General features: G+C 71.2%; 12 protein-coding genes. 5 read left to right on the forward strand and 7 right to left on the reverse strand.

All coding sequences use genetic code 11. The annotated features are described in order from the left end of the window. Nucleotides 1-130: 130 nt before the first annotated feature. The 3 genes from D7Y15_RS24450 to D7Y15_RS24460 form a co-directional block, all read right to left on the reverse strand. Nucleotides 131-718, reverse strand: coding sequence for a hypothetical protein (locus D7Y15_RS24450; protein ID WP_120577581.1), 588 nt, complete (start codon nucleotides 716-718; stop codon nucleotides 131-133). An 85-nt stretch (nucleotides 719-803) separates the two neighbouring features. After that, entirely contained in the window at nucleotides 804-1,739 is a 936-nt protein-coding gene (locus D7Y15_RS24455; RefSeq protein WP_233605073.1) for a DUF3396 domain-containing protein, read from the reverse strand. Continuing rightward, a complete protein-coding gene (locus tag D7Y15_RS24460; RefSeq protein ID WP_120577582.1) occupies nucleotides 1,736-2,107 on the reverse strand; it encodes a hypothetical protein in 372 nt (123 codons plus the stop codon). The genes D7Y15_RS24455 and D7Y15_RS24460 overlap by 4 nt, the downstream gene beginning before the upstream one ends. 145 nt (nucleotides 2,108-2,252) lie before the next feature. Between D7Y15_RS24460 and D7Y15_RS24465 the strand changes: the two genes are divergently transcribed. After that, a complete protein-coding gene (locus D7Y15_RS24465; protein ID WP_120577583.1) occupies nucleotides 2,253-3,356 on the forward strand; it encodes a serine/threonine-protein kinase in 1,104 nt (367 codons plus the stop codon). A gap of 10 nt (nucleotides 3,357-3,366) precedes the next feature. On the opposite strand, the gene queF is transcribed toward D7Y15_RS24465, so the two are convergent. Beyond that, entirely contained in the window at nucleotides 3,367-3,732 is a 366-nt protein-coding gene (queF, locus tag D7Y15_RS24470) for a preQ(1) synthase (RefSeq protein ID WP_120577584.1), read from the reverse strand. A 201-nt stretch (nucleotides 3,733-3,933) separates the two neighbouring features. Between queF and D7Y15_RS24475 the strand changes: the two genes are divergently transcribed. Continuing rightward, nucleotides 3,934-5,838, forward strand: a complete 1,905-nt coding sequence (locus D7Y15_RS24475; RefSeq protein WP_120577585.1) for an ATP-binding protein — start codon at nucleotides 3,934-3,936, stop codon at nucleotides 5,836-5,838. Here D7Y15_RS24475 and D7Y15_RS24480 read toward each other — a convergent pair. The 3 genes from D7Y15_RS24480 to D7Y15_RS24490 are packed head-to-tail and all read right to left on the reverse strand — an operon-like array spanning nucleotide 5,825 to nucleotide 9,828. Then, nucleotides 5,825-6,670 carry a carbohydrate deacetylase gene (locus tag D7Y15_RS24480; RefSeq protein ID WP_233597085.1) on the reverse strand — a complete coding sequence of 282 codons (846 nt, stop codon included), beginning with the start codon at nucleotides 6,668-6,670 and terminating at the stop codon, nucleotides 5,825-5,827. The two genes, D7Y15_RS24475 and D7Y15_RS24480, sit on opposite strands and share 14 nt — an antisense overlap. Next, a complete protein-coding gene (locus D7Y15_RS24485) occupies nucleotides 6,600-7,616 on the reverse strand; it encodes a PHB depolymerase family esterase (protein ID WP_120577586.1) in 1,017 nt (338 codons plus the stop codon). Before D7Y15_RS24485 ends, D7Y15_RS24480 begins: the two co-directional genes overlap by 71 nt. A 10-nt stretch (nucleotides 7,617-7,626) precedes the next feature. Continuing rightward, nucleotides 7,627-9,828 (reverse strand): serine/threonine-protein kinase, encoded by a 2,202-nt coding sequence (locus D7Y15_RS24490; protein WP_120577587.1) that lies wholly within the window; start codon nucleotides 9,826-9,828, stop codon nucleotides 7,627-7,629. Between the two features lie 298 nt (nucleotides 9,829-10,126). Between D7Y15_RS24490 and D7Y15_RS24495 the strand changes: the two genes are divergently transcribed. From D7Y15_RS24495 to D7Y15_RS24505, 3 genes are all read left to right on the forward strand, one after another. Continuing rightward, complete coding sequence (locus tag D7Y15_RS24495; protein WP_120577605.1) at nucleotides 10,127-11,407, forward strand: amidohydrolase family protein; 1,281 nt, start codon at nucleotides 10,127-10,129, stop codon at nucleotides 11,405-11,407. Nucleotides 11,408-11,471: 64 nt separating this feature from the next. Then, on the forward strand, nucleotides 11,472-12,032 hold the full coding sequence (locus tag D7Y15_RS24500) for a peroxiredoxin (RefSeq protein ID WP_120577588.1): 561 nt from the start codon (nucleotides 11,472-11,474) through the stop codon (nucleotides 12,030-12,032). 215 nt (nucleotides 12,033-12,247) lie between these two features. Beyond that, a complete protein-coding gene (locus D7Y15_RS24505) occupies nucleotides 12,248-13,315 on the forward strand; it encodes a glycosyltransferase (RefSeq protein WP_121754108.1) in 1,068 nt (355 codons plus the stop codon). The last annotated feature ends 23 nt before the right edge of the window (nucleotides 13,316-13,338 follow it).

Raw genomic sequence — 13,338 nt, forward strand, 5'->3', positions numbered from 1 at the left:
GGGGAGGGCCATGGGCTCGCGGGCGAAAACGCCTGAAGGGGCACGGTCCTTCCGGGCCGTGCCCCTCAAGGTGGGGGCGAGTCCTAGCGTAGCCGTGTGACAACCGCGTGGCGTTGGTGAAGATGGGGTTTCAGGGGGGCGAGGCGCCGGATTCATCCAGGGCGCCGTCGGCGCGGATGCGGCGGGAGCGCTCCTGGAGCTCACGCCAGTTGGCCTCGTACTGATCGCGGGCCGTCTTCCAGACATGCCCGCGCGCGTTGCGCAGGTTCTTGAGCAGCTCGCCGGAGTTCTTCAGTCCGCGCGTGATGAAGTCGAGCTCCTCGCGGGTGAGGAGCGAGTCCTCGGCCCGGCTGCGCTTGTGGGCGGCGACCCATCCGTCCATCTGCGCGCCCAGCTCCTTCAGCTCGGCTTCGCGCTGGCGGCTGTAGCCTTCGCGGAGCTCTGCCCACCGGGTGCTGGCGTGGTCCAGGTGCTCACGGAAGCGGCTGTGGGCCTTCTCCGCGCCGGCCTTGACGCGGTCCCAGTCGCGCTGGTCCGCGCGGCGGAGCGCCTGGATCTCGCGGTTGACGTCGTCGTTGAAGGCGCGGGCGCCGGTGAGGACATCAAGGGTGTCCTCACTGTCGGCCAGGTCCGCCTGGGCTTCGATTTCACGGAAGCGAGCGGTCGCCTCGCGCTGCTCGGCTTCCATCTTCTGGATGTATGCGTCCTGTTCCGTCATGGCGTCCTCCCAGCACGTTGAATGGAAGAACCATGGGAACGCCCGTGGGGAGGTGCAGGGCGGAGGGGAACGGGAGGCGGGGCGCTCAGTCGAGGAAGCGGCGCTGCCAGCGGCGCGTCATGGTGAAGAAGTGGGGATCTTCTGGCCCAGGCCCCTCGTACAGCCAGGGTTCGAGCACGCGCGCGAGCTCCCGGTAGGCGGGCAAAGTCTGGCCCTGCTCGGTGTCGCCGGCTTCTGGCCACGGGCCCAGCGTGACGACAGCCCGGTCTGGACCCAGTGCCTGCACGGTGGTGTCCGGCGAGTGCAGCCGGGAGCGCAGGCCTTCCACTCCACCCAGTTCATGGAGGACCGGTGGACCCAGGAAGTTCATCCAGGCCGGGGCGCGCACGCGGGTGCCCAGGTCCCGGGCCACGTCGTCCAGGCTGGGCACATCCATGGCTGGATGGCGGAAGCTCAAGGCCTTCACCTCTTCGCGGACGACAGATGCCAGAGGTTCGCCGTTGAATGTAAGGCCCGCCTGTCCTGAGCCGAAGGGCAGGACACCGGCAATCTCAATCGCCAGTGCTCGGAAGCGCTCGGGCCCCTGGGCTTCCAGGAACTCCGTGGGAAAGGTCAGTCGCAGTGCGCTGACAGCGTTCGGCCAGTAGAGGTCTTCGGGGCGGTCGAGCGCGTACCCCACGTAGTGGAAATTGTATCGGTGGCTTTCCGAGTAAGCGTCGGAGGTGGTGGCGGCACCTATCAGGTGAAGACGGGAGCCATCCCCAGCGTGAAGCCAGTGCTGGATGAGCTGCCAACTCTTCGTGTCGAGCGTCTGCCATTGTCCGTCGAGATCTCCATAGTAGCCCAGGGCATCCTTCCCAATGGCCTCCCGATAGAGGTCGAGCGCCCGCTGTATCCGAGGCTTCAAGGCGTTGTGCGCGTGCGGCATGAAGAGACACAATTGGAGGCCGTCGTTCACGGCGAGGAAGTCCGGCTCGAAGGCACTCTTGATGTAGATCCGAACGCGAGGGATGCTTGTCATTCGAGGACTCCCCATCTGGGAATGACACGAAGGACCTGGCCAGGGGCTAGATTGAAGGCGTTCGGGTACCGGAGCATCACCTCCGACCGTGCATCCTCCGCGCATTTCTTCAGCACGGACTCCACTGCCTGTTTCGCCTCCGCGTCCAGGGCCAGCTTCGCCCCCGCCATCAGCGTGGCCACCTGCGCCGCGCGTGGGACGGGCATCACCGACTCCGGCCCGGTGCACAGCGCCGGCTGGGTCCGGCAGGTGTTCGACACCGAGTCCATGCCCTGCTGCGCATACGTGCGCGGACGTGGCCCCGCGCAACCGCCCAGCCCCACCGCCACGAACACCCACAGCCAATCCGTCCGGCGTCCCAGTCCCATGTCTCCATCCTGCCAGTCCCCGCGCCACAGGTAGGCCCCCTGGCGTGAGACAGCGACACCGCGCCTTTCCACCACACCTGTGCGAATCCACCTCGCCAGGGAGGGCCCATCGACGCATGAGACGTGAATCGATACCCTGCGACCCGTGACCGTCGCCGCCGCAGAGAAGAGTGAGAGGATCCGTCACCGCAAGATTGGCGCCTGCCGCGTACTCGGCGAGCTGGGCCGCGGCGGCATGGCGCTGGTGTATCGCGGCCTGCACGAGCTGCTTCAGCGCGAGGTCGCCATCAAGGAGCTGCTCCCTGAAGGCCAGCGCGACCAGGAGGCCCTGTCGCGCTTCCGCCGCGAGGCGCTGGCGCTCGCCGCCTTCCGCCACCAGAACATCGTCACGCTCTATGACCTGGTGGACAAGAACGACAGCCTCTTCATGGTCATGGAGTACGTGGACGGGCCCACCCTCCACGGCCTCATCAAGGACGGCCCGCTGCCCCCGGACGTCGCCGCCGTCATCGGCGCGCGCATCGCCAGCGCGCTCGACCACGCCCACTTCCGCCGCATCATCCACCGCGACCTCAAGCCCGCGAACGTCATGCTCACCAAGTCCGGTGAGGTGAAGCTCATGGACTTCGGCATCGCCAAGGACGTCAGCCTCGAAGCCCTCACCCAGCAGGGCATGGCCGTGGGCACGCCGTCGTACATGTCCCCGGAGCAGGTCACCGGCGCGCCCATCGACGCGAGGACCGACATCTTCTCCCTGGGCGTGCTCCTCTATGAGGCCCTCTCCGGCACCCGCCCCTTCGTGGGCAAGACGGCTGGAGAAGTGTTCGCCCGCATCCGCGACGGCAAGTTCACGCCGCTCCAGAAGGTGGCTCCGAACGTGCCGCCGCCGCTCGCGCGCATCGTGAAGCGCGCGCTGTCGGTGAAGCCGGAGGCCCGCTTCCCGGACGCCGCGGCCATGCGCCGCGAGCTGGACCTGTTCCTCGCCCACGAGGTGCGCGTGTCCCACCCCGCGCTGCTCGTGGCCTTCCTGCGCTACCGCGAGAAGCTCACGGAGACGGAGGCCCTGGCCCACCTCACCCAGCAGGAGCTGGGCGTGCTGGACGTCTTCGCCACGAAGAAGCCCAGGCGCGCGCCGAGCAAGCTCAAGTGGGTGCTGGCCGCGCTCACCGCCGGCATCGCGGCGGCGGGCACCGGCCTCTACCTGTCCCAGTCCCAGTGGGCGCCGCTCCTGGAGCAGCTCACCCGCTGAGAGGCCCCGCTCAGGCCTGCTGCTTCTTGTCGTGCGTGACGGTGACGATGGTCCCGATGCCGCCGCGCACGAAGAAGTCACCCACCACCGTGAGCTTGCGCGGCTGGATGGCCTTGATGATGTCGTCCGCGATGGTGTTGGTCACCTTCTCGTGGAAGGCGCCCTCGTTGCGGTAGGACCACATGTAGAGCTTCAGGCTCTTGAGCTCCACGCACAGCTGATCCGGCACGTACTTGATGGTGAAGCGCGCGAAGTCCGGCTGGCCCGTCAGCGGGCACAGGCAGGTGAACTCCGGCACGTCGAAGGCGATCTCGTAGTCGCGATCGGCGGCGGGGTTGGGGAAGGTCTGGATTTCTTTGGACGGCTTGGAGGACATGCGCTGTCGTGTAGCACACGTTCGGCGCGTGTCACCGCCCCGCACAACGTCGCCTCCCTGGCTGCCCGGCACCGGCTCTGTTCGGGTTCCAACGTGCCGCGACCCTCCAGGACAGGAGAACGTCCGGGGGCGGTTGGCGATCATGCTCGGGGATTCCTATCTCCCTCCGGCGACCCCTGTAGCGAGCGCGTCCCGCCCCTCATGCTGCCACCCAATGACGTCGAGGATGTCCTCTCGTGCCTGCCCCAAGCGCTCCTGCGCGTGGGTCCTGACTTGCGCGTCCAATGGTGCGAGGAGGGCTTCGCGGCCAAGACGGGCGTGACGCTCTCCCCGGGCGGCACCCTGCTGGAGGCCCTGGAGCCCGGCCGCAGCCTGGACGCCCTGGAGCGCGCCATCCGCGAGCACCGGGCCCACTCCGGCCATGTCATCACCCGCACGCTCCGGCAGGTGCGTGTGCAGGTGAAGCCCACCCACACGAACGGCACGGCCGGGGCGTGGTTGGTGATGGAGCCGTCCGGCGTGGACGACGAGGGCGCGTTTTCACAGGCCGTGCGGGAGATTGCCCGCGCAGTGGGTGAGTCGCTGGAGGTCGACCGCGTCTGCTCGGCCGCCGTGGTGTCGCTGGTGCGGTGCGCCCAGGTGCGGCGCGCGGAGGTGTTCCTCTACGAGGAGGACGACGCGACGCTCAAGCGCATGGCGGTGTCGGACCTGGAGGGCCTGGACGCGCCCCAGGACGCGTTCGACCCGTCCGAGGACCCCTACCGTCAGGCCCTGGCCCTGCGCCAGCCGCAGCTGGGCATCCAGCGAGGCTACGGCGACGCGGTGGGCTCCGTGTTCGCGGCGGTGCCTTTGTGCGCGCCGCGCCGCACGGTGGGGCTGCTGCTCATCTACAAGGAACAGGGCGCGTCCTTCTCCGTGCGTGAGCTGGAGATGTGGAGCGCGGCGGCCAGCCAGCTGGCGGTGGCGGTGGAGAACGCGCGTCTGTTGCGCGAAGCCCAGTCCGCCCTGCGCGTGCGCGAGGAGTTCATGTCCATCGCGTCGCACGAGCTGAAGACGCCGCTCACGCCGCTGAAGCTGGGCCTGTACTCCATGGAGCGCCGCATCGCCGCGGGGCAGCCGGTGGCGCTCTCGAGCGTGCTCAAGTCCAAGCGGCAGGTGGACCGGCTCGCGGGGCTGGTGGAGGACCTGCTGGACGCAAGCCGCCTGGAGCTGGGCCGGCTGGCGCTGGACTCGTCTCCGCTGGAAGTTGGGCAGCTGGTGGCGGAGGTGGTGGACCACTTCCGCCACGCCTTCGAGCGCCCCTTCACGGTGGACGTGCCGCACGACGGCGTCTGGGTTTTGGGCGATAGAGACAGGTTGGAGCAGGTGCTGGTGAACCTGCTGGAGAACGCGCACAAGTACAGTCCGGCGGGGGCACCCATCGCGGTGCGGGTGGGGCGCACGGGCGAGTCCGCGCGCATCCAGGTGCAGGACCACGGCATCGGGATTCCGGGCGCGGATCAGGCGCTGGTGTTCCAGCGCTTCTACCGGGCGCGCAACGTGTCGCACCGCAACTTCGGCGGGCTGGGCCTGGGCCTGTTCATCAGCCACTCCATCGTGAAGATGCACGGCGGCGCGCTGGCGCTCCGCAGTCGCGAGGGCGAGGGCTCCACGTTCCTGCTGGACCTGCCGCGCATGCCCGCGCACGAGGTGCGCAGGCTGCCCCGGCGCGTGCTGGTGCTGGACGAGGACTCGAGCCAGGAGGCCACGGCGGAGCGCACCCTGCGGGCGGAGGGCTTCGAGGTCTTCACCGTGCAGAGCGGCGCGGAGGCCCTGCGCAAGGCGACGCACCTGCCGGTGGACCTCATCGTCCTGTCCACGAGCGCCACGCAGTCCCCGGTGGGCAGCTTCCTGGAGACCTTCGCCACGCTGCCCCGCGCGCGGCCGGTGCCCATCCTGCTGGCGGGGGATGCGCGGCCGTGGTGGGCGCAGGAGAACGCCGCGCTGTGTCCCCGGCCGTACCGTCCGGAGGAGCTGCTCGCGGGCGTGCGCACCGTGCTGACGCGCGAGAAGCGCCGGACGCTGACGCCGGTGGAGTCGGAGCTTCCGCTCGTCACGCCCGCGTGAGTCGGTCCTCGTGGAGGACGCGGTAGTCCGTGGGGCGCACTCCCGCCTGTTCCAGCGCCTCACGCGAACGGACGTCCACGAAGGTGGTCCGCTCCACCTCGCGCTGCGCGGCGTAGCGGGTGGCGACGAGTTCGGGCAGGTGGCCCGGGTGACACATCCACTCCGTGACGCCTTCGGTGGGCAGCGCCGCCAGGGCCTGGGCGAAGCGCTCCGGGGTCCAGTACGCCGTCGCACCGGACTCGCCCACGAAGTGGTCGTTCGTGGCCACGCCCCGGGCCCGCAGCGCGCCGCGCATGTCCGCGTCGATGGAGCGCACCGGGAGGCCCGCGCGCCTCGCGACGCGTGACAGTCCCTCCAGGACTTGAGGATGCCGGTGCAGGTGCTTGTGCACGTCCAGGTGCGTGGCGGCCTGCCCCAGCAGCCGTTCAAGCCGCTCCAGTTGCGCGAGAGCCTCCGCCTCCACCACGTCCACGGGAAGCCCATCCACGCGGCTGCCGTCGAGGCCTCCATCCACGGTGCACCACTCACGCGGGAAGCCCGGGGTCACGGGCGCGCCCCGGTCCAGGTTCAGGTGCAACCCGATGGCGAGTCCCCGGGCCTGCCTCGCGGCGGACTCGGAGTCCGGCGCGTTCACCAGCAGGGTGGCGGAGGAGACGACGCCCTCGCGCAGTGCCTGGAGGATGCCCCGGGTGATGCCCGGGTCGTAGCCCAGGTCATCGGCGTTGATGATGAGTGCGCGGGGCGGCGTGGCCTGGCCTCCTTCAGGGGCGGGGCCGTGCCAGGAAGAAGCGCCACATCTGCAGGGACGCGTCCAGGTCCGGCGTGCCGCCATTGTAGAGGGGCTGTCCGGGCCATGCATGCTTGCCGCCGGTGACGGTGCACAGGCTCGCGGTGGCGCTCTCCGGCTTGCAGCCCGTATACGCCACGCAGGTGCTGTTGCCCTGCTGATACGTCTGCTGCTGGGGCCCGGTACAGCCGTTGAACTCCGCGAAGCGGCGCACGGACTCCGGGGCGGACGGGTAGGGCTTGCCGCCGAGGACGTTGCTGCCTCCGTCGTAGAAGATGGTCTCGTCGGCGCTGCCGTGGAAGTGGAGCACGGGGACGGGACGCGACGGGCGACAGTCCGTCACGCCCTCCATGCCCGACACGGGCGCGATGGCGGCGATGCGCTGGGCGCGCTCACAGGCCAGCCGGTAGGAGAAGAAACCCCCGTTGGAGAAGCCGTTGGCGAAGACGCGGCGCGGGTCGGTGCACACGCGGGTGTCCAGGTCCGCGAGCAGCGCGTCCACGAAGCCCACGTCGTCCACGTTGGCAAGCTGCGCCGGGCCACAGCACGCCTCGCCGTTCCAGCCCCGCGTGTCGGGTTCGCCCCGGCCGTAGATCTCCGGGAAGTTGAGGCCGCGCGGGTATACGGCGATGAAGCCCTCCGCGTCGGCCAGGGTGGAGAACCCGGTCAGCGCCTCCTGCTCCTGCTCGGTGGAGCCGAAGCCGTGGAAGCTGAGGACGACGGGCGTGGGCTTCGTGGCGTCGTAGCCAGTGGGGACGTGGACGCGGAAGGCGCGGGTGTGGCCGCCGTGCTCGACCGTCCAGTCGTAGGTGCCGGGCGTCACGGTGAGGCCCGAGCAGGCCGTGCGGTCCGCGGGGGGCACGTCCCCTGCCGAGGTGTCCGGATTCTCCGTTTCGTCGTCGGGCGGAGTGTCGGAGTCGTCCGTGGAGCCGCACGCCGTGGCGGTCAGCAGCAGGCTGGACGCGGCGAGGGCGAGGAGGCGAAGGCGCATGGGGAGGAAGCTAGTTCCCCGTGCCGCACTCCGCCGCGAGCGCCTGCGCCCGGTCCGGGAACTTTTCCGCCAGCGTACGTTTCACCTCGGCCACCCGGGCGGTGTCGCCTTCGTGGACGTGCAGTTGGCAACGCGCGGTGAGGGCGCGGGGATCGTCCGGGGCCAGACGCTCGGCCTCCCGGTATTCGCGCTCGGCGCCGCGCAGGTCGCCCTGCCGGAAGAGGACGGCCCCCAGGTAGGAATGGGCCACCGCGAGCGTGGGGGCCTTGCGCTGCGCGCGCTTGAGCAGTGCGACGGCGTCGTCCAGCTTCTCCTGGCGGAAGCGCACGAAGCCCAGCTCCGCAAGGGACGCGGCGTCGTCGTGCTGGCGCGTCCAGGCGGACAGCACGGTGGCGGCCTCGTCCAGCCGGCCTCCTTGCGACAGGAGCTGGCCGTAGCGGGGAGCGACCTTCGCGGAGCCCGGCGCCTGCGCGTACGCCTTCGCGAGCGCGGTCAACGCCCCCGGCACATCACCCTGGAGGGCCCGCAGGTCGGCCAGGGCCAGCGGTGCGCGGACGTCCTTGGGGGCCAGGGCGGTGGCCTCGTCGATGGCACGTTCCGCGCGCTTGCCCATGCGCAGCTCGGTGGCGGCGCGCGCGGCGAGCAGGTGCGCCTCCGCCTCCTTCGGGAAGCGAGTGGTATAGGCCTCCGCCAGCGCCAGGGCCTGCGGGTGGGCGCCCGCGTTGAGCAGCAGCGTGCCCGCGCGAGCCAGCTCCTCGGCCGTGGCGCGCACGTCCTTGCCCAGCCCGTCCAGCGCGGACACCTTCGCCTCCGCCGTGGTCGCGGCTTCGGCGGCGGCGATCCGCGCGGGGGGCGGCATGTCCGGGCGCCGCAGGTACCACGTGGCCCCCGCGCCCAGTCCGCCCAGCACGAGCACGCCCCCGACGATGGCCAGGGCCTTGCGCGACCGGGGAGCGCCACGCGAAGCCGGAGCGCGAGCGCCCGCCGGAGCTTCGCCGCGCCCCTTGCTACCGGACGCCGGGGCCTGGAGTTCGCCAGAGGCCACTCCGTGCGTGGCGCCCTCCGCCGGGTAGCCCGAGGTCGCGACGGGGATCTCCGCCGTCACGGGCCGGGTCGAACCGCGAATCGACACGGTGTGGGTGCCCAGGGGCGGAAGGGGACGCGAGGCCGTCGGAGCGGAGACCGGCGGAGGCACGGGCCAGGACGGGATGCCCTGCACGCCGAACGGTGGGAGCACGTCCATGCCGGGGGTTCCATCCGCGCCTGAATTGGATGGATCCGCGAGCCTCGCGTTGCGCAGCGCCAGCCGCTTGGGGTCCCGGTCCGGCGGAAACAACGTGTCCAGGTACGCGGCCACCTGCGCCGGCGCGGCGACCTCCGCGTGCCCGCCCAGCATCTCGATGGCGGCGATGAACGTCTGCAGGCTGTCGAAGCGCGCCTCCGGGTCCTTCGCGAGCGCCTTGAGGCACACGGCCTCCAGCGCCTGCGGCACGGACGGGTCGAACGTGGTGGGCGGCTTCGGCCTTCCTTCGGAGATGCGCGTGAGCACCTCGTCGGTGGACATGCCGGTGAAGGGCCGCCGGCCGCACAGCTGCTCGTAGAGCATCACCCCCGCGGCGAACAGGTCCGCGCGGTGGTCCACGCTGCGGCCGGCGATCATCTCCGGCGACATGTAGAAGAACTTCCCCTTCAGCGTCCCGGGCTCCGTCCCCGCCCCCAGCGCGTCCGCCTTCGCGATGCCGAAGTCGATGACCTTCACCGCGCCGTTCGCCCCGACGTGGATGTTGTCCGGCGTGAAGTCGCGGTGGACGATGCGCAGCGGCCGGCCCGCCTCGTCCACGGCGCGGTGCGCGGCGTCCAGCCCCCGGCACGCATCCACCAGCACGCGCAGGGTGATGCCCAACGGAACGCGCTGGCCTCGCTCGGCGGCCTCCTGCCGCACCTCCGCGAACGAGCGCCCCTCCAACAGCTCCATGGCGATGAAGGGCTCCCCGCCCTCCATGCCCAGCTCCAGGATGGACACCACGTTGGGGTGGCGGACCTGCGCGGTGATGCGCGCCTCGTTGAGGAACATCTGCACGATGCGCCGGTCCGCGACCAGGTGCGGCATCAGCCGCTTCACCGCCACGGCCGGGCCGCGCTGGCCCTCCAGGCTGATGGCGCGCGCCAGATACACCTCCGCCATGCCGCCTGTCGCGATGCGCGCGCTCAAGCGGTAGCGGCCTGCCCATGAAACGCCGGGTTCCGACACCAAGATATCGGCAGTCTACGGGCCCGAGCCCCCGGCGCCCAACGCCATGACGCGCTGCCTGCCTGCCTGGCCTCGGCCAGCCCGGACATGCCCACCGTATTGGACCGGCCGGGACGACGGGTGTGGGTGCAGGGATGTGTGGAGCCGATGACGGAGGACCGGCCGGGAGTGCTAACGTCCCCCGCTTCAAGCGTGACCCCTAAGGGGAGGGGGCCGCCTTCACGAACCTCGCGTACCGTCGCGGATGCAGGGAGGGATGTTGGGCACCGTCCTCAAGGGTGGTTTTGTCGTCGAGCTGGAACCTGCGTCCGTAGAGCGGGTGGACCTGCGCATCGAGGGTGAGCGCATCGTGGCGCGAGGCGAGGACCTCGCGCCCGGCCCCGACGACGAGGTGGTCGCGCTGTCCGGCAAGCTCGTCTTCCCGGGGCTCGTCAACGCCCACCACCGGCTGGCGACGGTGCTGTCGCGCGGCCTCAACCGTCCGACGCCCACGTCCTACCAGGCCCTGCTGGAGCAGGTGCGCTGGCCCTTCGAGAACGCGCTGGACCTGGACGCGGTGCAGGTGGCCGCCACGGCGGGTGGCCTGGAGTCCATCCAGTGCGGCACCACCACCCTGTTTGATTTGCACGCCTCGCCCAAGGCGGTGACGGGCTCGCTGCTGCGTTCGGCGCGCGGCCTCCATGAGGTGGGCGTGCGCGGCGTGCTGTCCTACGCGGTGACGGACCGCATGGGCGCGGTGGGCCGCGAAGAGGGGCTGGAAGAGACGGTCAGCTTCGCGCGCAAGGCCCGGGGCCGCTTCCGCGGGCAGGTGGGCGCGGGCCCCTGCTTCACGCTGGGCGACGACGCGCTCCAGGGCCTGGGTGAGGCGCTCAACACCACCGGCACCGGGCTGCACTTCCCGCTCGCGGAGGATCCGCTGGACGAGCGGCTGTCCACCGAGCGTCACGGCAACCCGCCGGTGACGCGGCTGCTCACCAGCAACCTGCTGTCGCCCCGCGCCATGGCGGCGCACGTGGGCCACCTGGCGTGGGCGGACCTGGCGCAGGTGCTGGCCACGGGGACGTGGTTCCTGCACACGCCGCGCTCCAACCAGGGCCAGGAGGTGGGCTACGCACCCGCGCTGAAGTTCGGGGCGCGCGCGTCGCTGGGGACGGACGGCACGTCTCCGGACCTGTTCGCGGAGGCGCAGGCGGCGTACCTGCGCTCGCGTGAGGCGGGGCAGCCCATCGACGTGCTGCGCTACCTGGCCAACGGCCACCGGCTGGCGTCGCAGGTGTTCGAGGCGGCCATCGGCCCCATGCGCGAGGGCGCGCTCGCGGACCTGCTGGTGCTGGACTACCTGTCGCCCACGCCGCTGACCGCGGAGACGCTGGCGTGGCACGTGGTGCACGGACTGGGCAGCCGCCACGTGGAGGCGGTGATGGTGGACGGCGTGTGGCGCGTGTGGGCGCGCAGGCCGCTGTCGGTGAACCCCACGGTGGTGGCCGAGCAGTCGCGCGAGGCCGCCGCCGCCGTGTGGGCCCGCATGTCCTCGTCGTAGAGCCTGGGGGCGCCCGGGGGCTCGGGGACTTGTCGCGGTGTCCGGGGCCCGTTAAGTCCCGGGCATGCTCAACTCCCTGCTCGTCGTCGGATGGCTCAGCGCAGCGATTCCCCAGGTGGGTGAAACCGCCCCGGACTTCACGGTGAAGGACACCGCGGGGGCGACGCACACGCTGTCGGAGATGGTGAAGAAGGGGCCCGTCATCGTGGCCTTCTTCCCCAGGGCGTTCACCGGCGGCTGCACGAAGGAGCTGACCGCGTACCGCGACCGCTACAAGGACATCGAGCAGGCACAGGGCCAGGTGCTGGCCTTCTCCACGGACGACGCGGAGACGTTGACGCGCTTCAAGACGGAGCTGAAGGCGCCCTTCCTGTTCATCCCGGATCCGGACGGAAAGGTGGTGGGCGCGTACGACGTGAAGATGCCGCTGGTGACGGTGTCCAAGCGCTACACGTTCGTCGTGGGCGATGACCGCAAGGTGCTCAAGGTGAGCGAGGGCCAGGACGCCATCGACGTTTCGGGCGCCATCGCCGCGTGTCCCCTGCGCAAGGGCGGCGCCGCGAAGCCCGCGGCGGCCCCAGCGGGAACCACGCCGCCCACCCAGGCCGCGCCCGCGACGAAGTAGCCAGAGGCGCTCTGGCTTTCGGGGCAGGGGCACGGTCCACTCGCGGACGTCCTCCTGGTACGCGTGGGCCGGACGCCGGCCGTGCCGTTGAGGAGTTCACGCGGCACGAGGCCTGCTGGCTTGTTCGCCCCAGGCGCGGAGCGATAGCCCTGGGGCATGCCGCGCGCGGGGCGTCCTCCGTCCGCCGGGCTGGGGGCGTGAGGAGGCCCGAGTGGATGGACATCGTCTTCCTGGGCCCCGTGTGCCGGGCCACCGCCGAGGCACAGGCGGCCACGGCCCCGAGGCAGCTCGCGCAGGCGCTCCGGCGTCGCGGACACGCGGTCCTCTTCCTGGAGCGCACGGCGCCCGGTGCAAGCGGGGAGGAGGACTCCGCCGTCGCGCCGTACGTGGACCTGGCGGACCTCCACGCGCGCTTCCATTCGCAGGTGCGCCGCGCGGACCTGGTGCTGGTGGACGCGGACGTGCCGCAGGTCGCGGACGTGAGCCGCTGGACCGCGAACACGGCGCGGGGGCTCACCGTCTTCTGGGACCGGGACACGCCCCGGACGCTGGCGCGGCACGCCCTGCGAGAGGACCCCGCCTGCATGACGCCGGACCTCTTCACGGGCTACCGGCTCTATCTCTGCTCCAGTGGGGGCCCGGTACCGCGTCAGCTGGAGCGCGAGTGGGGCGTGGCCCGCGCGCGCGTGTTCCTGCCGGGAGTGGACGCGGAGCACTTCGCGCCCGGAAGCGGACGGACGCGCTGGGACCTGGGGTACGCGGGGCCGTCGTCGCCAGAGCGGCGGGGGCTCTTGAAGCAATGGCTGCTGGGCGCCGCGCACGGCTGGTCCGAGGGGCGCTTCGTCCTCGCGGGCACGCTGTCGGCGGTGGATGACGCCTGGCCCGCCAACGTGGCGAGGCACGCGGCCCCGTCCCTCCAGGAGCACGCGGGCTTCATCGGTGCGCAGCGCTTCACGCTGGTCCTCTCCCAGGCCGAGCACACGCCAGGGGCGAACCTGTTCGAGGCCGCGGCCTGTGGAGCGGCGCTCATCTGCGACCCGTGGCCAGGGCTGGAGGACGTCTTCTCGCTGGGCGAGGAGGTGATGGTCGCCCGCACGGAGCAGGACGTGCTGCGCTACCTGCTCGCGATGCCGGAAGCGGACCGGCGCCAGCTGGGCATGCGAGCCCGGGCCAGGGTCCTGGCCGAACACACCGTGGCCCACCGGGCGCTGCAACTGGAGCAATACGCGAGCGAGGCGGAGCGAGGAGCCGCGTGGATGGCCCCGGTCCGCTCGCTGAACTGAGCCTCATGGGCCCCGGAAGACGG

Origin of the sequence: Corallococcus sp. AB030 (assembly GCF_003668965.1) — a bacterium.
GTDB classification, from domain to species: Bacteria; Myxococcota; Myxococcia; order Myxococcales; family Myxococcaceae; genus Corallococcus; species Corallococcus exiguus.

Bases quoted from the DNA above. Each gene is read 5' to 3' on its own strand.
- D7Y15_RS24450 (WP_120577581.1), bottom strand. From the start codon at position 718: ATGACGGAACAGGACGCATACATCCAGAAGATGGAAGCCGAGCAGCGC.
- D7Y15_RS24455 (WP_233605073.1), bottom strand. From the start codon at position 1,739: ATGACAAGCATCCCTCGCGTTCGGATCTACATCAAGAGTGCCTTCGAG.
- D7Y15_RS24460 (WP_120577582.1), bottom strand. From the start codon at position 2,107: ATGGGACTGGGACGCCGGACGGATTGGCTGTGGGTGTTCGTGGCGGTG.
- queF (WP_120577584.1), bottom strand. From the start codon at position 3,732: ATGTCCTCCAAGCCGTCCAAAGAAATCCAGACCTTCCCCAACCCCGCC.
- D7Y15_RS24475 (WP_120577585.1), top strand. From the start codon at position 3,934: ATGCTGCCACCCAATGACGTCGAGGATGTCCTCTCGTGCCTGCCCCAA.
- D7Y15_RS24480 (WP_233597085.1), bottom strand. From the start codon at position 6,670: ATGGCGGCACGCCGGACCTGGACGCGTCCCTGCAGATGTGGCGCTTCT.
- D7Y15_RS24485 (WP_120577586.1), bottom strand. From the start codon at position 7,616: ATGCGCCTTCGCCTCCTCGCCCTCGCCGCGTCCAGCCTGCTGCTGACC.
- D7Y15_RS24500 (WP_120577588.1), top strand. From the start codon at position 11,472: ATGCTCAACTCCCTGCTCGTCGTCGGATGGCTCAGCGCAGCGATTCCC.
- D7Y15_RS24505 (WP_121754108.1), top strand. From the start codon at position 12,248: ATGGACATCGTCTTCCTGGGCCCCGTGTGCCGGGCCACCGCCGAGGCA.